16 protein-coding genes are annotated in these 19903 nt (G+C 41.1%); 5 read left to right on the top strand and 11 right to left on the bottom strand.

What is annotated here, in order from left to right:
• The first annotated feature begins 167 nt into the window (after window positions 1-167).
• Window positions 168-578, top strand: coding sequence for an OsmC family protein (locus tag ACK8HY_RS21500; RefSeq protein WP_077434250.1), 411 nt, complete (start codon window positions 168-170; stop codon window positions 576-578).
• Between the two features lie 228 nt (window positions 579-806).
• A complete protein-coding gene (locus ACK8HY_RS21495) occupies window positions 807-1241 on the top strand; it encodes an FKBP-type peptidyl-prolyl cis-trans isomerase (protein ID WP_416134769.1) in 435 nt (144 codons plus the stop codon).
• Window positions 1242-2079: 838 nt separating this feature from the next.
• Here the strand turns inward: ACK8HY_RS21495 and ACK8HY_RS21490 are convergent.
• The 4 genes from ACK8HY_RS21490 to ACK8HY_RS21475 form a co-directional block, all read right to left on the bottom strand.
• The gene (locus ACK8HY_RS21490; RefSeq protein ID WP_077434244.1) at window positions 2080-3252 is read right to left on the bottom strand and encodes a tetratricopeptide repeat protein; all 1173 of its coding nucleotides are present in this window, start codon (window positions 3250-3252) and stop codon (window positions 2080-2082) included.
• 2 nt (window positions 3253-3254) lie between these two features.
• Window positions 3255-4355, bottom strand: coding sequence for a tetratricopeptide repeat protein (locus ACK8HY_RS21485; protein ID WP_416134768.1), 1101 nt, complete (start codon window positions 4353-4355; stop codon window positions 3255-3257).
• A 5-nt stretch (window positions 4356-4360) separates the two neighbouring features.
• On the bottom strand, window positions 4361-6931 hold the full coding sequence (gyrA, locus tag ACK8HY_RS21480) for a DNA gyrase subunit A (RefSeq protein ID WP_416134767.1): 2571 nt from the start codon (window positions 6929-6931) through the stop codon (window positions 4361-4363).
• A gap of 163 nt (window positions 6932-7094) precedes the next feature.
• Window positions 7095-9194, bottom strand: coding sequence for a heavy metal translocating P-type ATPase (locus ACK8HY_RS21475; protein WP_416134766.1), 2100 nt, complete (start codon window positions 9192-9194; stop codon window positions 7095-7097).
• Window positions 9195-9371: 177 nt separating this feature from the next.
• Here ACK8HY_RS21475 and ACK8HY_RS21470 point away from each other — a divergent pair, with 177 nt between their 5' ends.
• On the top strand, window positions 9372-10220 hold the full coding sequence (locus ACK8HY_RS21470; RefSeq protein WP_077435848.1) for a mechanosensitive ion channel family protein: 849 nt from the start codon (window positions 9372-9374) through the stop codon (window positions 10218-10220).
• On the opposite strand, the gene coaA is transcribed toward ACK8HY_RS21470, so the two are convergent.
• The 6 genes from coaA to lysS all read right to left on the bottom strand — a co-directional run bounded on the left by coaA (window position 10217) and on the right by lysS (window position 16812).
• Window positions 10217-11176 carry a type I pantothenate kinase gene (gene coaA / locus ACK8HY_RS21465; RefSeq protein ID WP_077434236.1) on the bottom strand — a complete coding sequence of 320 codons (960 nt, stop codon included), beginning with the start codon at window positions 11174-11176 and terminating at the stop codon, window positions 10217-10219. The genes ACK8HY_RS21470 and coaA overlap by 4 nt on opposite strands.
• Before the next feature lie 194 nt (window positions 11177-11370).
• Window positions 11371-11772, bottom strand: a complete 402-nt coding sequence (locus tag ACK8HY_RS21460) for an OsmC family protein (protein WP_416134765.1) — start codon at window positions 11770-11772, stop codon at window positions 11371-11373.
• A 47-nt stretch (window positions 11773-11819) separates the two neighbouring features.
• A complete protein-coding gene (locus tag ACK8HY_RS21455; RefSeq protein ID WP_416134764.1) occupies window positions 11820-12200 on the bottom strand; it encodes a methylglyoxal synthase in 381 nt (126 codons plus the stop codon).
• 172 nt (window positions 12201-12372) lie between these two features.
• Window positions 12373-13605: a nucleoside recognition domain-containing protein gene (locus tag ACK8HY_RS21450; RefSeq protein ID WP_077434230.1), complete on the bottom strand. Its 1233-nt coding sequence runs from the start codon at window positions 13603-13605 to the stop codon at window positions 12373-12375.
• Window positions 13606-13636: 31 nt separating this feature from the next.
• Window positions 13637-14692 (bottom strand): patatin-like phospholipase family protein, encoded by a 1056-nt coding sequence (locus tag ACK8HY_RS21445; protein WP_077434228.1) that lies wholly within the window; start codon window positions 14690-14692, stop codon window positions 13637-13639.
• A 401-nt stretch (window positions 14693-15093) separates the two neighbouring features.
• On the bottom strand, window positions 15094-16812 hold the full coding sequence (lysS, locus tag ACK8HY_RS21440) for a lysine--tRNA ligase (protein ID WP_416134763.1): 1719 nt from the start codon (window positions 16810-16812) through the stop codon (window positions 15094-15096).
• Between the two features lie 225 nt (window positions 16813-17037).
• Between lysS and ACK8HY_RS21435 the strand changes: the two genes are divergently transcribed.
• On the top strand, window positions 17038-17643 hold the full coding sequence (locus ACK8HY_RS21435) for an RNA polymerase sigma factor (RefSeq protein ID WP_077434224.1): 606 nt from the start codon (window positions 17038-17040) through the stop codon (window positions 17641-17643).
• A 14-nt stretch (window positions 17644-17657) separates the two neighbouring features.
• Window positions 17658-19040: a hypothetical protein gene (locus tag ACK8HY_RS21430; RefSeq protein WP_416134762.1), complete on the top strand. Its 1383-nt coding sequence runs from the start codon at window positions 17658-17660 to the stop codon at window positions 19038-19040.
• Window positions 19041-19171: 131 nt separating this feature from the next.
• Here the strand turns inward: ACK8HY_RS21430 and ACK8HY_RS21425 are convergent, their stop codons facing one another.
• Window positions 19172-19783 carry an HAD family hydrolase gene (locus tag ACK8HY_RS21425; RefSeq protein WP_416134761.1) on the bottom strand — a complete coding sequence of 204 codons (612 nt, stop codon included), beginning with the start codon at window positions 19781-19783 and terminating at the stop codon, window positions 19172-19174.
• Window positions 19784-19903 lie beyond the last annotated feature (120 nt).

Here is a 19903-nt window from a genome sequence, read left to right as displayed (position 1 = left end):
CCTAGGAAGTGCGACATGATTTTATACAATTAAATACAACTTTTTATAGGCAGGTTTGTTGTATATATAGATCGTTCTTAAATGGATCTAGCGTATTATTTTCAACAAAATTTTGAGAATAAAGCTGGTATTGAAGTATAATAAAATATAACAACAAAGAAATAATCATGAGAAGAAAAGCAACAGCCCAATGGAATGGGAGTTTAAAAGAAGGTAAGGGAAATCTGACTACAGATAGTACGGTATTGGATCAGGCACAATATTCGTTTTCAACACGGTTTGAGAATGGTATTGGCACCAACCCGGAAGAGCTATTGGCCGCAGCCCATGCCGGATGTTTTACGATGCAGCTGAGTGCATTTTTAACCGAAGCTGGTTTTGTTCCCGATGAACTCAAAACGGTATCGACCATTGTATTTGAAAATGGTGCCATCGTGCGCTCTGAGCTGGAACTATCCGCGAAAGTACCTGCTATTGAGGAATCGGAATTTCAGGCGCTTGCTCAGAAAGCAAAAGAAAATTGTCCCGTCAGTAAAGCTTTTAGCTTTGAAAAAACGCTACACGCTACTTTGGTATAGCATTTTGGAATATAAAAATTGGCGAAGATCAGTGTCGATCTACGCGATGAATGCAGTGATGTTTTAGGCTTCCCTAAAAATCGCTGCATTTTTTCGTTAAAAAGATAAAAAGCCGTTACTTTGGTCCTTGGTCAGCAACTTGTGTTCCGACAATAAAACCTATCCCGGATACAGAGGCGGTATGGGCAGCACTGATCATCACTTTAGAGCATTTAAACGAAGATTACTTTGGTACAGAAAAAGAAGAATAAGCTAAGCGCGACAGCGTTATTGGAAAAGAATAAGGAGGAAGGGGTTACATTTCTAAAAGAGAATGCTACGCAGGAAGCTGTGACAGTCTGCCCATCGGGTTTACAATATAAAATATTGACAGAAGGGGCCGGCAAAACTCCGACGAAGACCTCCAAAATAATCTGCCATTATAAAGGGGAACTATTGGACGGAACGGTCTTTGATAGTTCTTATAAACGTAAGCGGCCAGAAACATTTTATATCAATGAACTTATCCGTGGTTGGCAGGAAGCCATGTGTATGATGTCCGTCGGATCAATATGGCAAGTTGTTCTCCCCCCGCATTTAGCTTATGGTAAGGAAGAACTGATGCCCCGAAAAGGAGGGGAGTGCACCTTGGTATTTCAGATTGAACTGATCGCGATTCTGTGATGAGTTGATCAATACGGGAGGAAGTGGATGAGGTCAACATCGAAAGTACGGCGACCGAATGCTTTTCATATAAAAAATATGGACAAAAAGGGGGTAAAATACTGCCAAAATGCAAAAAGCGGAAAAGTTTATTTGGCAGTATTTTACCCCTAAAACTTATTGAATTAGAATAATATTTTTCTAATAAACCTTGTTTAAAGCCATTCAGGACAGATTTTAGAAAGCTGTATTTTCTTAGCTGAATTTAAGGGAAATTTGCGTTCCCCTGAGGGAAGAGTAAATTCTCTTAAGAAGTTTTTGCGTACCCTTAAGGGAAACTTGTGTCGTCCTTGGAGTAAAGTAAATTCCCTTTGGAAAGTTTCGCGTACCCTTAAGGGAAATCTGCGTACCCTTAAGGGAAACTTGTGTTGTCCTTGGAGTAAAGTAAATTCCCTTTGGAAAGTTTCGCGTACCCTTAAGGGAAATCTGCGTACCCTTAAGGGAAACTTGTGTTGTCCTTGGAGTAAAGTAAATTCCCTTTGGAAAGTTTCGCGTACCCTTAAGGGAAATCTGCGTACCCTTAAGGGAAACTTGTGTTGTCCTTGGAGTAAAGTAAATTCCCTTTGGAAAGTTTCGCGTACCCTTAAGGGAAATCTGCATTCCCCTCAGGGGAAAGTAAATTCCCTTAAGAAGTTTTTGCGTACCCTTGAGGGAAACTTGTGTCGCTCTTGGAATAAAGTAAATTCCTTTTGGAAAGTTTTGCGTACCCTTAAGGGAAATCTGCATTTCCCTGAGGGAAAAACAAAAAATCCCCGGCGGTACCGAGGATTTTTGTTTATTCTAAAAGAATTAATTGTAATTATTCTAATTCTTTAATTTTAGCATTGACTTCAGTTGTTTTTGCCTCATCCTGCATAAAAACATAGTAGTTTTTCAGATTCGTTAACGCATCTATGTTTTTAGGTTGTAAAGCAACAGCTTTTTCTAAATAAGGTAAAACAGGTTTTAATTCTGCTTTAATCTTGTCTACCTCTGTGTTATATTGCGCTTGCGTCAATTTTCTGTTATTGTTTACAACATTTAGTTTTTCACGGACTTTATTCATCAGTGTGATCGCTAAATTCGTATTTGCTTCAAAGAAATTAGGATCGATTTCTAGCGCTTTTTTGTATGCAGCAATTGCAGCTTCATCATTTTTTGCAGATGCTTGTGCAATACCTAAATAATAGTTTAAGCTTTTGTTTGAAGGATCTTTAGCCAATTGTGAAGTGATCGCATCAATTGTTTCTTTCTCGTGTCCTGTGATCAGATTCAACTCGATGTTTTGTGTCATCGCTGCATTGTCATCAGGATAAGCTTCAGCGGCTTTTTTTGCATATTCAAGAGCCGAAGTTGTATCTTGCAACGACAAATACAATTTAGGTAAATCAACCATGATTGTTTTATGCGAAGAGAAGTCTTTTCTCGGGATCAATTCTTTGTAACGTTCGATCGCATTTTTATAATCTTTGTTGGACAATGCTGCGACACCGCTGTAGTAAGTCACTAGCGTATCTCCGGGAAGATAAGTCAATGCTTTGGTGAACGAATTATACGAATCGGCATATTTTTGTGCCTGGTATTCTTCCGCACCAATATTGAAGTTATATTGTCCAAGAATCTGCTCAGCTACAGTGATATTCGCTTTATTAGCGCCATCGGAATCCAGTTGTTTTGCCTTAGCAATACCATCTTCTGCAAGTTTTGCCAATTCAGCGGATTTATCTATAGTTGATAGGTTTGCGTTCACTAAAGCGTATACGGTCCAAGCTTCTGCATTATCTTTTGTCTTTTCATGAATGACAGCAGCATCAATAGCCTCCTTTGCTGATTTTAGATTTGGTAAGCCTAATTGTGCAGTACCGGCATCTTTTAATTCCTGAAACTTTGCAAGACCAGTTTTTGCCTTTTTTACGTTACCCGTTTGGGCGAAAGAAACTGATGTAGATACAGTACCTATTGCCGCTAATAATAATAGAGATTTTAAATTCATATCTATTTAACTGTTAATTGATTCAATAATAAATTCACCCTGTCCAATTGCAACGCATCATCTATAAGCGTATAATACTTTGCCAATGCTTTTAAGGCATTCACGTCATAAGGTTTTATCTCGTTTGCTTTTAATAGATATTCGATTGTCAAATCCTGTATATCTTGATTTGTCGGATCTTTTAATAGCGTTTCGAGATTAATTAAGCCTAATGCAAGATTAGATTGATAGTTATTCGGATCCAATCGTAAGACATTATTATAGTATTCTTTTGCTTTTTTTAGATCATTTGCATTTTCGTAGGAATAGCCAGCAATGTAATTCAATTCAACATTTTCAGGTTCAAGACGAATTGCATCAGCGATCACATTCAATATTGCATCGTACGAATTATTGGCTGAATACACATCTATTAATCTAAAAAGTATTTGCTTATTCTCAGGGAATATAGCACGTCCTTTCTCTAGAACGTTTAAAACATCCTGTTTAGTACCTCCTAAGCTATATATTTGTGCCAATTCCAAAAAGTAATTTGGCTTTGGATCTTCGGCTTTAATAAGCTGGTCATAGTAATTAATGGAATTCATATAATCTTTGTTTTTTCCGGCGAGTACGGCAAGATTATATTTCAGGTCACGATTTTTAAAACCTAGCGAGTCTATGCGAAGGTAAGCTTTATATGCTTTATCAAATTTCTCTTCTTTTAGAGCGGCACTGCCTTGATAGGAGATTGCACCGGCAAGATTCTGACGTACGTAGTCCATCTCTGCAGGAAAATTCCGTCGCGCTTTTTTGGCATCCAGTAATTTTAAGGATTTGATGGACATATCGATCGGATCTAGTTTATACTGTTGTTTTCGAGTTGAATCCGCAACTGCCAGGGAACTATATACCAAAGCCCTTAACAGGTTATTGTTGACAGAAGTTGTGTCTTTTTTTGTTTGAAACGCAGCGTCAGCAAATTTTCGGGCGTTTTCAAGATGTTTAAAATCACCAGTTTTGGTATATAAAGCAAAACTGTTGCTGCCCTCTTTCAGATTTGATTGGGCAACAACAGTTAAACTACTTGCAGATATTAACAATGATATCAGTAAGTTTTTCATGCAGTTTATTCTTCGTTTGAATCTATGTTTTCTTCAGAAGCTGATCCTTCGTTATCTGTTTCTGTTGAATTCTCGATATCGACGGTCTCTTCATCTGATTCTTCCTCACGATCTACTTTAGTGATGGAAGCAATCTCATCGTTATCTTTCAGATTAATGAGTCTCACGCCTTGTGTCGCACGGCCCATGACGCGTAATTCCTCTACGGCAATCCGGATAACAATACCTGATTTATTGATGATCATCAGATCTTCGGCATCGGTAACACCTTTTATAGCAACCAATTCACCGGTTTTATCGGTTACGTTGATTGTTTTGACCCCCTTGCCACCACGGTTTGTGACACGGTAGTCTTCGATATCGGTACGTTTTCCGTAACCTTTTTCCGAAACCACCAATACAGTTGTTTCTGAATCATTGACACTAATCATGCCAATCACCTCATCACTCTCGGAAGATAAAGTAATTCCACGGACACCTGTCGCAGTACGGCCCATTGGGCGAACTGTAGATTCATTAAAGCGAATTGCCCGACCTGAACGCAATGCCATGACAATCTCACTACTTCCTGTAGTCAAACATGCTTCGATTAATTGATCGCCATCGTTAATGTTGATCGCATTGATACCATTTGCCCGAGGACGGGAATAAGCTTCCAAAGACGTTTTCTTAATGGTACCTTTTTTAGTACACATAATAATGAAGTTGTTCTCCAAGTAATCCTGGTCTTTCAGGTTCTTCACTAAGATAAAGGCTTTGATTTTCTCTTCTTTCGGAACATTAATGATGTTCTGAAGCGCACGGCCACGGGAAGTCCGGCTACCTTCAGGGATCTCAAATGCACGTAACCAGAAACAACGACCCGCTTCGGTGAATAGAAGCATATAGTTGTGCGCCGAAGCAGTAATGATATGCTCAGTAAAATCCTCTTCGCGTGTATTTGTTCCGATTGATCCACGTCCACCACGACCCTGACGTTTATATTCAGATAATGGCGTACGTTTTACATAACTGTTGTGGGAGATGGTGATTACGATTTCTTCGTCATCAATAAAATCTTCCATACGCATATCTTCGGCAGAATGCACAATCTGCGAGCGGCGTTCGTCGCCATATTTTTCTTTGATCTCAATTAACTCATCCTTGATGATCTTCATTCGGAGATCTTCATCTGCCAGAACAGATTTCAAATAGTCGATTGTTTTCATCAATTCAGCATACTCTTCTTTGATCTTATCGCGTTCCAGTCCTGTGAGACGGCGCAAGGTCATATCAAGGATCGCACGAGCCTGAAGATCAGATAAACCGAATTTCTCCATCAATCCGATCCGCGCATCTTCTGGTGTATCGGAGTTACGGATCAATTTAATGACTTCATCCAAATGATCTAGCGCGATCAGGTAACCTTCTAGGATGTGGGCACGTTTTTCAGCTTCTGCCAATTCGTAACGTGTACGTCTGACAATAACATCATGTCTATGTTCCACAAACTCATGAATCATATCTTTCAGATTCAGAAGCATAGGTCTTCCTTTAACTAGAGCAATGTTATTGACTGAAAAAGAGGTTTGTAGTGCCGTGTATTTAAATAGGTTGTTTAATACGACGTTCGCATTTGCATCCCGTTTAATATCGTACACGATACGCATACCTGTACGGTCAGATTCATCACGAATAGCCGAAATACCTTCCAATTTCTTTTCATTGACCAAATCAGCAGTACGTTCAATCATATTGGCCTTGTTCACCTGATAGGGAATCTCGGTTACGATAATCTGTTCTTTTCCGGATTTGGTCGTTTCTATTTCTGCTTTAGCGCGCATGACAATACGGCCACGACCGGTATTACAAGCATCCTGAACGCCAGCATAGCCATAGATCAATGCCCCAGTTGGGAAGTCAGGCCCTTTAATATGCTGCATCAACTCCGGAACTTCAATATCACGGTTGTCGATGAAGGCTATAGTACCGTCAATGACCTCTGAGAGGTTGTGTGGTGCCATATTTGTTGCCATACCTACAGCGATACCAGAAGCACCATTAACCAAAAGATTCGGAATACGTGTTGGTAATACAGTCGGTTCCTGTAACGAGTCATCAAAGTTATTTTGGAAATCAACAGTGTCTTTGTTGATATCGGAAAGCATTTCCTCGGCAATCTTCTTTAATCTCGCCTCAGTATAACGCATTGCCGCAGGAGGGTCACCGTCAATGGAACCGTAGTTACCTTGACCGTCTACCAACGGGTAGCGTAAACTCCAATCTTGAGCCATACGAACCATCGTGTCGTAAACGGAGGAATCACCATGTGGGTGATATTTACCTAATACGTCACCAACGATACGGGCAGACTTTTTATAAGGTTTACCGCTGGTAACCCCTAAGTCCAACATACCATAAAGAACACGTCTGTGTACAGGCTTCATGCCGTCACGTGCATCAGGGAGAGCCCGGGATACAATGACCGACATGGAGTAGTCAATGTAAGCAGACTTCATCTGATCCTCGATATTGATTGGGATAATCCGGTCGTTTGCCGGAACAAGATTGTTGTCGTTTTCTGTTTCTTCAGCCATATGAATTTGGTTTCAATAAAACTAGTAAGCAAGCCTTTTTAATTGGCTTGCTACGCATGCGAAGTTACAAAAATTTAACCTCAAAAGCGAATGAATTGAACCCTAATATACACAAAAAAGACAATCTTTTATGGATTGTCTTGGTACTTACGCCGTATTGTTTTTATTTCAGTTTTTTAAAGCGCAGACGGATCGAGTTGCCGATGACAATGAGGTCGGAGAAGGCCATGCTTAAAGCGGCAAGCATAGGTCCCAAGAAGCCTACTGCGGCTAATGGGATTGCGATAATATTATACGCGAATGCCCAAAAGAGATTTTGTTTAATGGTCAGCAGCGTGTGATGTCCCACCTGAAGGAGCTTTTCAATTGATTTCAGATCATTGTTCAATAGAATGACTTTTGCGGACTGAATGGCGACATGGGTTGAATCACCTAGAGAAATGCCAACATCAGCCGCCGTAAGGGCAGGAGCATCGTTGATGCCGTCACCCACCATAGCTGTCGGAGCCGTCATTTTCAGGTCGGAGAGAATCGCTAGTTTTTCGCTGGGCGATTTTTCCCAGTACACATCCGCTATACCTAGTTTCTGTGCCGTACGTTCGCATTTGCTTTGTCGGTCACCGCTTAATAGAATTGGTCTGATACCTTTATCTTTTAAATATTGAATAAGCTCCTTTGCATAGGGCTTGATCTGGTCTTCAAGAACGATACCCGCAATGACGACTTCATTGATGGTCAATGTCAGATCGTATCGGTTCGAATAATCTTTTTTACCAATCTTAGCGTTACAAATTGAATAGCTGTTGCCATTGGTGTCCGTAGCAAATATTCCCTGTCCCTTTATTTCATTGACATCTTTGAAAATAATGCGGTACGACTTTATTTCCTTGAGCTGCCTGCGGATGGATTGGGCAATCGGGTGACTGGAATAACTTTCCAGTTGCGCGATAATAGACTCTACCTGGGATTGCTCAATACCAAAGGTCTGAATAGCCTTGATATTAAAATCGCCGGTTGTCAGCGTTCCGGTTTTGTCAAAGACCATTTGTTTGAGCTCGGACAACTCTTCAATTGTACTCCCGCCTTTGATAAGGATACCTTGCTTGGTAGCCCGGCCAAGTCCCACCATCACTGCTGTTGGAGTAGCCAGACCCATCGCACAAGGACATGATACAACAAGCGTTGCAATAGCATTCATCAAGGCCTGTTGCAAGGGCAGCTGGGCAATAAAATAAGCAATAAAAAAAGTGAAAAAGGCGATAGTAACAACAATAGGAACAAAATAAGCTGCTACTTTATCACCAAATTTCTGAATGGGTGGTTTTTTGTGTTGTGCATCTTTGATCAACTGAATGATCTGATACAAAACACTTTTAGATCCCACTTTGGTCGCTGTGATTCTGATATTGCCAGCAGTCAGCAGTGTGCCGCCAATAACAGCTTCATATTTTGTTTTTTCGATGGGCAAACTCTCGCCCGTGATCATTGATTCGTCGATCCAGCCGTGTCCATCGAGGATGTCGCCGTCCGCCGGAATCAGGCTGCCCGTATTTACTTTCAGGATATCTCCGGATTTGACCTCTTTAGCGGTGATTTCAATCTCCTGATCGTCTACGATTTTAATCGCCTTAATGTCTTGATATTTAACCAGATCCTTGATCGCAGATGTGGTTTTGGTAACAGCACGTCTTTCGAGCACATTCCCCATAAAAACCAGGGTAATGATGGTCGCACAGGTCTCGTAAAATTGATAATCATGTCCAAGTTTATAATATGTACCAATAGCACTATAAACAAATGCCGCAGTGGATCCCACAAAGATGAGCACATCCATATTGGGCATTTTATTCCATAGCGAGCGTAGGGCACTATGGCCAAAATAAAGACAGCCAATAAGATAGACCGGCGTGCAGAAAGCCAGTTGTATATAGGGATCATGCAACAGCGGGTGGCTCACAACCATATGACTCCACAATGGAATGGTAAAGAGCAGACAGATCAGGAATTTAAATTCGACTGACTTCCAGAAGCTGACTTTGCTGTCTTTGTCCTTGACCACTCTATAACCCAAAGATTCTATTCCTTTAACGAGCTGTGGAACCTGATCCGGGGGAATATCGGAGAATTTCACTTCATCTGAAGCAAAATCAACGTAGATCTCCTTAGCTCCATTGTCTTCCAGGTATTTATGGATTGAAATAGCACAATTTGTACAATGCATTCCGGTTACGTTGAGTTCAGTTTGCACGTTGGATTCCTTCATTTAATAGCATGTAATGTCTTTAAGCAAAGATAGGTATTTCCTGATAATGCTTTTTACCTAAACTAAAATTGTTTAGTTATGCAACATTTTAGTCACTCCATAGGGCAAAAAAAATCTTTGGCCCCCGTGGATAAAACGATAAATTTGTTTTTATTTGCACATCATCAATGTTTAAAAATGACGAAAGCGATTTCTATTTCCTTTATTGCCCGGATTATCCTGCTGATTGCGTTGACCGCTTCATTTGTGCAATTCGAGGCTTTTTATAAGCAGCGGGAGGTCATTCGGAATATGGCCTACGGACTGAACACGTTTCTGACAGCCAGTGTACTGATTTCGATCGGTCATTTTATCCTGGTTAAGCTTTACAATAGCAGAAATGAACACCAGATTGTCCGCGGCAACTTTGTGCTGGGAATTACGCGTGTAGCAACCGTGGGAAATGTATTTTTTATTATTGTCAGTGTGATGATTGCTGTCGGGATCAACCCGAAGGATTTTATAACCAGCATGACTATTGTGGCGATGGCGATTGCTGTTATTTTTAGAGAGTATATTACCAATATGATATCGGGACTGATTATTATGTTTTCGGATCAGTTTTCTGTAGGCGATCGCATTAAAATTGGAGAATATCAGGGCAAAATCGTCGATATTACATTGGCCAATCTGGTTGTCAGGGACGAGGATGATGATGCAGTAATGATTCCGAATAACCTGGTGTTTACCGCGACGTTGGTCAACAAGACCTCACAGAAGTCCAATAAAATTGTCGTAAAATTCGAACTGCCGGTTGACCATGCGGTCGCTGTGGAGGAGCTGGAGGAGTATTTTAAACCTTTATTTCAGGATAATCCAAATCTGGACCATGGGCAGGGATTTTTAGTGAAGATAGCCGACCTCGGCAAAGACTATGTAAAATATAAAGTTGAAGTCAGTACCATATCGTCAAGCAACCGGATTCATCAGCAGGTGCAGAGCAAAATTCTCAATGAAGTGCTACAGTTTAGGGGAAGTGTCAATTAAATTTTTCTGACCTTCACATTCTTAACAAAATGGTGACTCCCTTTTTCGAGGATGAGGTCAGCCCGATAACGCGTGGGTAATATATTCTTGATCAGGTTGGGTTTGTTGATCTCGTTCCAGATGTTCACAGCCATGGCATGACTTTCTTCGGGTGACATATCTGCATATTTATGAAAAAATGAAGCCGGATTCTGGAAGGCTGTTGCACGTAGGGATTCAAACCGATTGGTGTACCATTCGATAAGATTTTTCTCACTAGCGTGTACATAGATGGAGTAGTCGAAGAAATCCGAAACGAAGACACTATGTCCCTTGCGGGGGCGTTGTGAGTTAACCTGCAATACATTGATACCTTCTACAATGAGGATGTCCGGTTGTTCGATGATCTGCTGTTGGTCGTCAGGCAGGACATCATACACCAGGTGACTATAGACCGGAACAGTGATCTTAGGTGCTCCAGACTTAACCGCGGAGAGGAAGTGTATCAATCGTTTTGCGTCGTAGCTCTCCGGAAAACCTTTGCGGTTGAGAATACCCCTTTCGATCAATTGTTGGTTGGGGTAGAGGAAGCCATCTGTTGTGACCAGGTCAACTTTTGGTTTGGATGGTAACATACTCAATACACGTTGCAATACTCTCGCCGTTGTACTTTTTCCTACCGCTACAGATCCTGCGATGCCGATGATATAGGGTAATTTGCTCTCTTCTTTACTAAAAAAACGATTTGTTCGCTGATGCAGGCTCTGGAAACGGTCAATGTGAATTTCTAGCAGATGGCTCAAAGGAACGTAAACTTCTTCGATCTCCTGATTTGTCAATGGCTCATTCAGTGCATGTAGATTTTCAAGATCTTCAGAGCTGAAATTGTGCAATATCTTTCCATTTAGATTTTTCCAGTCTTCGCGTTTAATTGATCTAAAAGGAGAGTCTATTGCTATTTGTGGATCCAATTGCATCGCTTTGCTATTTTTATTGAACGTGTATGTATTCTTGATTCCTGCCTATTCTTTCATCCCTGAGTCCTTTCTGCTCTATTTTAAAAGTCGATAAGAACCTTCGGTATCCTTTTGCCGCAATAGCATGGATGCTGATATGAAGATTTTTTGTGCGGACAAATATAAATAGTGTTGTCCGTTATCCCAAGAAACAATTACAAATGATTTGAAGTTATTACAATGGGATTAGTCAAGATTTTATGCACGGGACACTTTTCAGCAATCTTAAATAGTCTCTTTTTTTGTTCGTCATCTAAATCACCTTTAAAGCTAATGTGGCATTGTATGTAGGTAGTCTGTTGTTGCTCACTGGTCTGAATTTCGTGTGAAAGACGGATTATAACTTCCTCCAGAGGCCAATTTTTTCGGTCTGCGTACATTTTTACCGTAATCGCTTTGCATGTCCCTAAGGAAGAAAGTAAAAGCGGAGTTGGGTTTATACCCCGATCTTGGCCTCCCAGATCCTCGGGTTCATCGGCAATAATCTTGTGTTTACCATATTGTACAGTTGTGGTATAAGGTGTTTCACCTATAGTGACAATAACTTCATTTTCCATCGCTTGAATAAAATAGTTTTTCTTGAGCTTGAATAAAATAGTTTTCTTTAGTCAACGAGGTCTTCCAATAAGCCTTCAATAATTAGGCTCCCGGTAGCCGGATTGGTTGCCAAAGGAACATTATAGAGATCACATACCCGCATTAACATCTGTATATCGGGTTCGTGTGCATGTTTGCCGAGTGGGTCGCGAAAAAAGATAATACCATCGACTTTACCCTCGGCGGCCAATGCGGCAATCTGTGCGTCGCCGCCCATAGGCCCGCTTAACTTTAACTCCACAGGTAATCCTGTTTGTCGTACATAAGAACCGGTTGTTCCTGTTGCGATAATATTAGCATGTTCCAACAGGTTTTGGTGGTCTTTGACGAAAGCAACCATTTCGGGTTTTTTACCATCGTGGGCGATCAATGCGATTGTTTTTTTCATCCGTATCTAATATTTGTTTGTACTTTTTTTCGATGTATTTGTTTTCAAAGACTTTAATCTCTTGTTCAACGAATGATAGGCAGTTGATCCTCATTTTGGCTCGTTAAAGAGCTGTTATTTTCATCCGTTTTATTGCTTACCATTGTTTGTGATCGAATGCTGATGATCGACCCTATTTGAAAAAGATATAAGAGATAATAATAGCCGCTACAACGCCTGCCAATTCAGCTAAAATTGCACAAGGTAGCGCATGTCTCGTCCGTTTTATACCTACAGCTCCAAAATAGACCGCGAGTACATAAAATGTTGTTTCGGTGGAACCTTGGATAACACAGGCAACCCGGGCGGCAAAGTCCATCGGACCTTTGGCATTCATGAGGTCAACCATTAGTCCCCGGGCCCCCGAACCACTTAATGGTTTCATAAATGCAACCGGAAGTGCGTCAACAAAAGATGTATCCAAACCGCATAGGGCTATACCTTTGGATATTCCAGCCACCATATAATCCATCGTCCCTGAAGCTCTAAAGACTGCAATGCCGACCAGCATAGCCACCAGATAGGGGATAATTTTGACTGAAACCTCAAAACCTTCTTTAGCCCCCTCAATAAAGGAATCATAGACGTTCACTTTGCGGAACAGGGCTAAACCTATAAATGAGGTGAACAGGCTAAATAGGATTACATTACCAAATACTTTACTAAAAACTTCAATTTCAGTCTGCTGTAGACCTGAGAAATAATACAACAGCCCTCCAATAAATACACACATGGCGCCTAAATAGCCTAAAACAACCCGGTTGAACAGGTTTATTTTCTGGTAAATAGCTACTAAAATCAGTGCGACCAAAGTAGAGAAGAAGGTCGCAATCAAGATCGGCAGAAAGACATCCGAAGGATCCGGCGCTCCGGCCTCCTTGCGGTAAGCCATAATAGAGATCGGCAGTAAGGTCAGACTCGAGGCGTTGAGCACAATAAACATAATCTGTGCATTGGTTGCTGTGTCCTTATTGGGATTCAGCTCCTGGAGTTCCTTCATGGCCTTAAGGCCCAGTGGGGTGGCGGCATTATCCAAACCAAGTGCATTCGCGGAGAAATTCATCAGGATAGAGCCCAGGGCGGGGTGGTTTTTCGGAATTTCGGGAAATAATTTATGGAAGAAAGGTCCTACAAGTTTTGCAAAGATATTGATCATGCCGCCCTTTTCACCAATTTTCATTATTCCTAAAGCGAAACTCATCATACCGATCAGTCCCAGGGAGATTTCCGCCCCGTTTTTAGCACTGTCAAAGATAGAGTTAACAATTTTTTGGAAGATTTCAGTGTCTCCGAAAAAGATTAGTTTTACCAGGGCTACGGCAAATGTGATCAAAAAAAATGCAACCCAAACGTAGTTTAATGCCATAATAGATTTAAATATGCGTAAAAGTAACCTTTTAGAACTTATCCATCAACTTGCTCCATGGATTTTTCTTCTTATTCTGGTTCTTTTCTTTAATGAGGTGCTCAATGATATAATCCAAAGTGTCTTCATGTTCACTGATCAGCTTGTCGGACAGGGATATGAGCTTCTGGATATTATTTGGTGAGGCAGCATCCAGGGAGGCATTGATACTGGACAGGTTTGCCGGTTCCATACGGACATAATTCTGTTCCTTGCCATTGTTCCTGAATAATTGTTTGATAAAAAATTCGGTGCTCTCAGAGGAAGCACTTGTCATGATATCGACCAGGGCAGGACCGATCTGGATTGCAAGCTTTTTCTTGAAATGCTCGTAGTTGTACGCGGTCTTTGATACTCCGGTACCCAAAGAGACCATAAACACATCATTAATCTGTGTGCTGTTGAATGCTTTTAACACTTCTAGAAGACCACAGATCGAAGGATTCTGCGCAAATACACCACCATCAATGAGCGGATATCGGGTGTTGGATATCGAATATATTTCGGCAACGGGAAAAAAGGTCGGAGCTGCCGAGGTGGCCTTACAGACATCTTTCAGATAGAAATCGCGTGCCTCACCGTGCGTTATGGCCTTTTGCTGTCTGAAAAAATGATTTTTGCGTAATTCAATATTATAAGCCGTTATGATACATGGTTTGATCAGATGGCTCAAGCGTGCATTTTGAAAATATTTGTCTAGAATATTTGATAAAGCCACTGAAGAATACAATTCACTGACCAGACCAAATCCACCCAGAAAACGTCGCCATTTGGAGGTGTGGAAGATCTCTGTCCCGTGATTGACAAATAGGTTTAGAGCGTCGCGCGCTGAAAACTTCGGATGTGTGGGGTTTCCTTCTTCGGGGTAGAGCAAGATGCTTGTCAGGATACCGCCACTGCTCGTGCCGGCGATAAAGTCAAAATAGGAAGCGATCCGTGCATTGGGATCCATTGTCTTTTTTTGTAATTTCTCCTCCAGAGCCACCAGTATCATAGCTGGAATAATTCCCCGAATACCACCACCGTCAAGGGCAAGTATGCTCTTCATACGCTAAAGCCATTTTAATTCAAGATACGTAAATATAGAAAATGTTCTCAATTTAGCACATCCATTTGGAGGCTGGGTTTTTGTAATAAAATCATCATACTATCGAAAGCACGAACTGATATGCAGGTCGGCAGTAAGTTCTTTCTGACTATCATATTAAATGGCGATGACAATTTATTTTTAACCGTCGATGTTGTGTTCTGTACTATTTGGATATGCTGTTTTGAAGGGGATAGATACTATAAACTTGTGGGCTATGGGGAGCTGAAGATCTGCGTAAGTGGTTTAAGAGCCTGGGAGTGAACTGATAGAAAAGTAGCTGATCAAAAAAGGAGTAGGAGCTGTAGGCAAAAAAAAGCGTGTCCGATCTATTTCGGACACGCTCCTGATGGTTATTTCAATTAGTTAAACCAAGCAAGTACTTCATCTTTACTTGGCATTGCTATTTCTAGTTTCAATTTTTTACGCATGCCGCCCAGGTCATTAAAAACTTTATTTGGGTTAGCGTCTTTCAATGCTTCAATGGTTGTAAAGCCCATTTTTTGCAATGCTGGTACCCAGGCTGCCGGAATACCTTGCTCTTCATAATCTTTGACATCAGCAACTTTTGCCACTTTCTCTGGACGCATCTGTGGGAAGAACAATACTTCCTGAATAGAAGCATTATTTGTCAGGAACATAATCAGGCGGTCCATACCTATTCCCAAGCCAGAAGTAGGAGGCATACCATATTCCAATGAACGCAAGAAATCCTGGTCAATGAACATAGCTTCGTCATCACCCTTTTCTGATAGTTTCAACTGGTCTTCAAAACGTTCGCGTTGATCAATTGGGTCATTTAATTCAGAATACGCGTTAGCAATCTCTTTTCCACAGACCATTAACTCGAAACGTTCCGTTAAGTCTGGATTGTCCCGATGTTTCTTTGTCAACGGGGACATTTCTTTTGGATAGTCCGTGATAAATGTGGGTTGGATATAGTTACCCTCACATTTAGTACCGAAAATTTCATCAATCAGCTTACCTTTACCCATTGTTTCATTGACATCGATTCCCATGCCTTTTGCAGCAATGCGGATTTCTTCTTCAGATTTACCTGTAATATCAAATCCTGTAAATTCTTTAATGGAATCGGTCATTGAAATGCGCTTATATGGCGCCCTGAAATCAATCTTATGTTCACCGAAGGTGGCTTCAGTAGTACCGTTTACAGCGAGCGCACAATGTTCCAACAGGCGCTCTGTAAAATCCATCATCCAGTTGTAGTCTTTGTAGGCTACATAGATTTCCATTGCCGTAAATTCGGGATTATGGGTACGGTCCATTCCTTCGTTACGGAAGTTTTTGGAAAATTCGTATACACCATCAAAACCACCTACGATCAGTCTTTTTAAATAAAGTTCGTTTGCAATACGAAGGTATAATGGAATATCCAGCGCATTGTGATGCGTAATAAACGGACGTGCTGCAGCCCCCCCTGGGATTGATTGCAAAACTGGTGTTTCTACTTCCATATAACCCGCGTCATTAAAGAATTGACGCATGGCATTAAAAAGTTTGGTGCGTTTTACAAATATATCTTTGTTGGCCGGGTTCACGATCAGATCCACATAACGCATTCTGTAACGTTGCTCAGGATCCGTAAAAGCATCGAATGTTTTGCCATCAGCGGACTTAACCACAGGAAGTGGACGCAAGGATTTGGATAATACGGTAAGTTCCTCCACGTGTATAGCGATTGCTTCGGTCTGTGTGGTAAAGACATATCCTTTGACACCAACAATATCACCGATATCCAATAGTTTTTTGAAAACAACATTGTAGAGATCTTTATTTTCATCAGGACATACGTCATCACGCTTTATATAGGCCTGGATACGTCCGGTAGAGTCTTGAATTTCAAAAAAAGAGGCACTTCCCATGACACGACGGCTCATGATACGTCCGGCAATGGTGATGTTCTTATAATTCAATTTATCTCTATCGTAGTTTTTTAAAATATCGGCAGCGTGTGCGTTGACGACAAATTCATTTGCTGGAAAAGGCTCGATTCCCATATCCAACAACGATTGCATCGCCTGTCTTCTAAGTTGTTCCTGTTCGGATAATACAGTACTCATTCGGTCTGAATAATATTTAAAATGTGAAAATCATGCAAAAATAGCCATTTTTTTCTATTCTTTTTATTGATTTTTTTTGAAAACCCTGTAGCGAAATACAAACAGGAACCGTTAGGAGAATAAAAATAGTTAAATAGTGATATTAAGCGGGGACATTCGACTATTTGATTTTAAGTTTTATAATTTTATTTTCGTTATTTGAAGCTTAATATTTAAATAGTTTAAGTGGGAATTATTCAGTCATATTTTTATAACAAGAAGCTATCATCTTTACATGATGCCCTGGAGCGTTGCTTGCGAAACCGTGAGGACGGAAAGGCTTTCGTCTATAAAAAATATTATGGCTATCTCATGGCAATCATTATCCGTTATGTCAAACAAGATGTGGATGCGGAGGAGCTTGTGAATGAGAGCTTTGTCCGGATTTTTCGAAAATTGGAATCCTTCAATATGGATATCGATGCGGAGAACCTCGAAAAATCATTTAGGGCCTGGATCGGTCGAATCGCTGCCAATATCTCTATTGATTTTTTGAGGGGTAAAAAACAATTGTATTCTGTTGAGGATATGGCGGAAGGGGATATGCATACGCCGTCGGTTCAATTGGAAAGCCGGTTAGAGGTGAATGAAATCCTGAGCCTGTTGGATCAGCTTCCGGAAATTCAAAAAACTATTTTTAATCTCTATGAAATAGAAGGGTATTCACATGATGAAATTGCCCAGATGCTAAATATACCGGATAGTACTTCGCGTACTTATCTAACGAGGGCAAAACAAAAACTGAGAAAATTATACCTGGACTATACAGGTGTCGTTCAGGAAATAAGATAAATATTGTTGTTACAATGGAAGGCAATAAGAAAAAAGAATTGATAGAAGAAATCATTGGGCAATTAAAAGACCATGAGCTACCATATCGGGAAGGCTCCTGGGAAAAGTTTGCATCAAAGCATGGGGTAGCAGCGCCGCCTTCTTCCGCCTGGAAATATTGGAGTGCGGCAGCCGCTGTACTTTTATGTTTTGGTGTGGGGTATTGGGGTTTGAAAAATAATTCTTCGGTAGCTCCGTCTTCTGCAGTTTTAACACAAAATGATAAAAATAGCGAGGTTCTCGCCGATAATAAAGATTTAAAAGAATCTATTCAACGCTCATTGTCTGCTGTCACTGGAGAGCAGGGGCTAAGTGCACAAGAGCTATTGCGGGATAGACCATTTACTTATTCGAAAGTGGAAAGCCAACCTGCCGATAACGAGCGAGAACAACAGTTTGTCTTATTTGGTGGAAAGGCAGTGCGTGGAAACAAGATCAATGTATCAAATAGTTTCGCCGCTTTGAGTGGGCAGACCATGCAGCTGCGAAATAGCACATTATGCGCACAGATCAATCTGGATGATCCTACAGCGCCTGCTTCGGCAGATATCACGACAGGGACTCAGGCTGCCACGCCAACGCATTCAAATGTGACATCAGCGAACTCAAATACTACGGTTTCTTCTACACAGACCCAGCGTGAAGCTGCACGTCTTGCCGCGCTATATGCTGGACAACAGGGAAATAGGAAGGGGAGTGTGATGGTGAAATCCAACGATGACCATGATAGAAAATGGGAAATGGGCGCATTTGTGTCTCCGGCTTCCACGTCTGAAAGTATCACGCTTGGCGGGGGAGTTGCCCTGGCCTATAATGTTTCAAGCAAGATCAGTATTCGATCAGGGGCTTCCATCCAACATTATGGTGCTGTTTCGGGTAATACACCTATTACACCGGCCATGGCTTCCAATTCTTTTGAAATGAATGCACCAAGTTATCTTTCGCAACCCAGTGGTTTGAGCAATGCTTTTGCGAAGGGTTTAGCCGATGCAAAGGAAGCCAAAAGCAACGAACGTGTCTCGGGTAAAATCTTAACGGTGGATATTCCTGTTGATGTACGTTATGCGATCAACAAGAATTTTTATACTTCTGTTGGGGTTTCTTATGTTGGTGTATTGGATCAGGAACGTGCAACCATTTATGAAACCAATAATACGGAGTATAAGCAAAAATCCACGGAGAAAAATGTGGATGATAAAGGTGTGAATGGTTTTGTGAATTTTTCGGTCGGACGAAAACAGAAAGTTGGGAAGCTTTCCATCTCTGTGGAACCCTATTATAAAATTCCGGTCGGTGGCTTAAGATCGTCGGACCTGAATTATAGTAACGGCGGGGTGAAAATTATCACCAGCTTCTAACAAAAAATTATCCCAGATAGTAGGAATGGAGCCTTTCTGCTGCTACGGCCGAAAAAGGAGGGCACATCAATATAAAAAGCCCACGAATTTTCTATTCGTGGGCTTTTTATATTGTTCGTTGTTTAACTTGTTTATAGTTCATCTACACGCACCCAGCCCATTCCAGCAGCCTTAGCACCTTCAACTCCGGGAATCCCGTCTTCGTAGACCAGGCATTTTTCGGGCGCAATGTTTAACTGTGAAGCAGCCAGTAGGAATGGTTGTGGTGAGGGCTTTCCTTCCGGTGTATCACCGGCACAAACCAGTGTTTCCAGGTCATCCCATACACCAATTGTATTTAGGGTCATCGACAAGGTAGTTCTTGTACCACCTGATACAGCGGCAATATGTTTTTTACCTTTTTGATATTTTAAATGTTCGACAACATAGTCTACAGGTTTTGTTTTAAAGACATATTCATCCCGAAATATGGTAGACTTTAGTGTGGAGAACTCCTGATAGTCAAAGTCCACTTCATAGCGTTTACTGATTTCCTCGGCTACAGCAACTGTCGGCCAACCGGCTGTTTCATCGATAAGATTAACATCCAGCTCAATGCCATAGTGTTTGGCAGCGGCTTTATAGGCTTGTTTATGGGCATCCATGTTGTCGGCTAATGTGCCATCGACATCAAATAATAAGGCGTCATAGGGCTCGGCAAGAAGGTTTAACTGTTCAAATTTACGTTGTGATTCAGGTGACATAGCTATTTAATAGTGTGTGGTAAAATTAAAAATTATAATTGGAAGCACAAAAAACAAGACGCCTTTCCTTGGTCAGAAGGAAAGGCGTCGTATGAAATACAAGATGCTTTTAGCATCTAT

Origin of the sequence: Sphingobacterium sp. NGMCC 1.201703 (assembly GCF_047784615.1) — a bacterium.
Lineage (GTDB): Bacteria > Bacteroidota > Bacteroidia > Sphingobacteriales > Sphingobacteriaceae > Sphingobacterium.
Note: the sequence above shows the minus strand (reverse complement) of the source record. Positions and strands in the feature narration are given on the sequence as shown.

What these genes read in the sequence shown, in the direction of transcription:
- ACK8HY_RS21500 (WP_077434250.1), top strand. Translation starts at nt 168, where the DNA reads ATGAGAAGAAAAGCAACAGCCCAATGGAATGGGAGTTTAAAAGAAGGT.
- ACK8HY_RS21490 (WP_077434244.1), bottom strand. Translation starts at nt 3,252, where the DNA reads ATGAATTTAAAATCTCTATTATTATTAGCGGCAATAGGTACTGTATCT.
- ACK8HY_RS21485 (WP_416134768.1), bottom strand. Translation starts at nt 4,355, where the DNA reads ATGAAAAACTTACTGATATCATTGTTAATATCTGCAAGTAGTTTAACT.
- gyrA (WP_416134767.1), bottom strand. Translation starts at nt 6,931, where the DNA reads ATGGCTGAAGAAACAGAAAACGACAACAATCTTGTTCCGGCAAACGAC.
- ACK8HY_RS21475 (WP_416134766.1), bottom strand. Translation starts at nt 9,194, where the DNA reads ATGAAGGAATCCAACGTGCAAACTGAACTCAACGTAACCGGAATGCAT.
- ACK8HY_RS21470 (WP_077435848.1), top strand. Translation starts at nt 9,372, where the DNA reads ATGACGAAAGCGATTTCTATTTCCTTTATTGCCCGGATTATCCTGCTG.
- coaA (WP_077434236.1), bottom strand. Translation starts at nt 11,176, where the DNA reads ATGCAATTGGATCCACAAATAGCAATAGACTCTCCTTTTAGATCAATT.
- ACK8HY_RS21460 (WP_416134765.1), bottom strand. Translation starts at nt 11,772, where the DNA reads ATGGAAAATGAAGTTATTGTCACTATAGGTGAAACACCTTATACCACA.
- ACK8HY_RS21455 (WP_416134764.1), bottom strand. Translation starts at nt 12,200, where the DNA reads ATGAAAAAAACAATCGCATTGATCGCCCACGATGGTAAAAAACCCGAA.
- ACK8HY_RS21450 (WP_077434230.1), bottom strand. Translation starts at nt 13,605, where the DNA reads ATGGCATTAAACTACGTTTGGGTTGCATTTTTTTTGATCACATTTGCC.
- ACK8HY_RS21445 (WP_077434228.1), bottom strand. Translation starts at nt 14,692, where the DNA reads ATGAAGAGCATACTTGCCCTTGACGGTGGTGGTATTCGGGGAATTATT.
- lysS (WP_416134763.1), bottom strand. Translation starts at nt 16,812, where the DNA reads ATGAGTACTGTATTATCCGAACAGGAACAACTTAGAAGACAGGCGATG.
- ACK8HY_RS21430 (WP_416134762.1), top strand. Translation starts at nt 17,658, where the DNA reads ATGGAAGGCAATAAGAAAAAAGAATTGATAGAAGAAATCATTGGGCAA.
- ACK8HY_RS21425 (WP_416134761.1), bottom strand. Translation starts at nt 19,783, where the DNA reads ATGTCACCTGAATCACAACGTAAATTTGAACAGTTAAACCTTCTTGCC.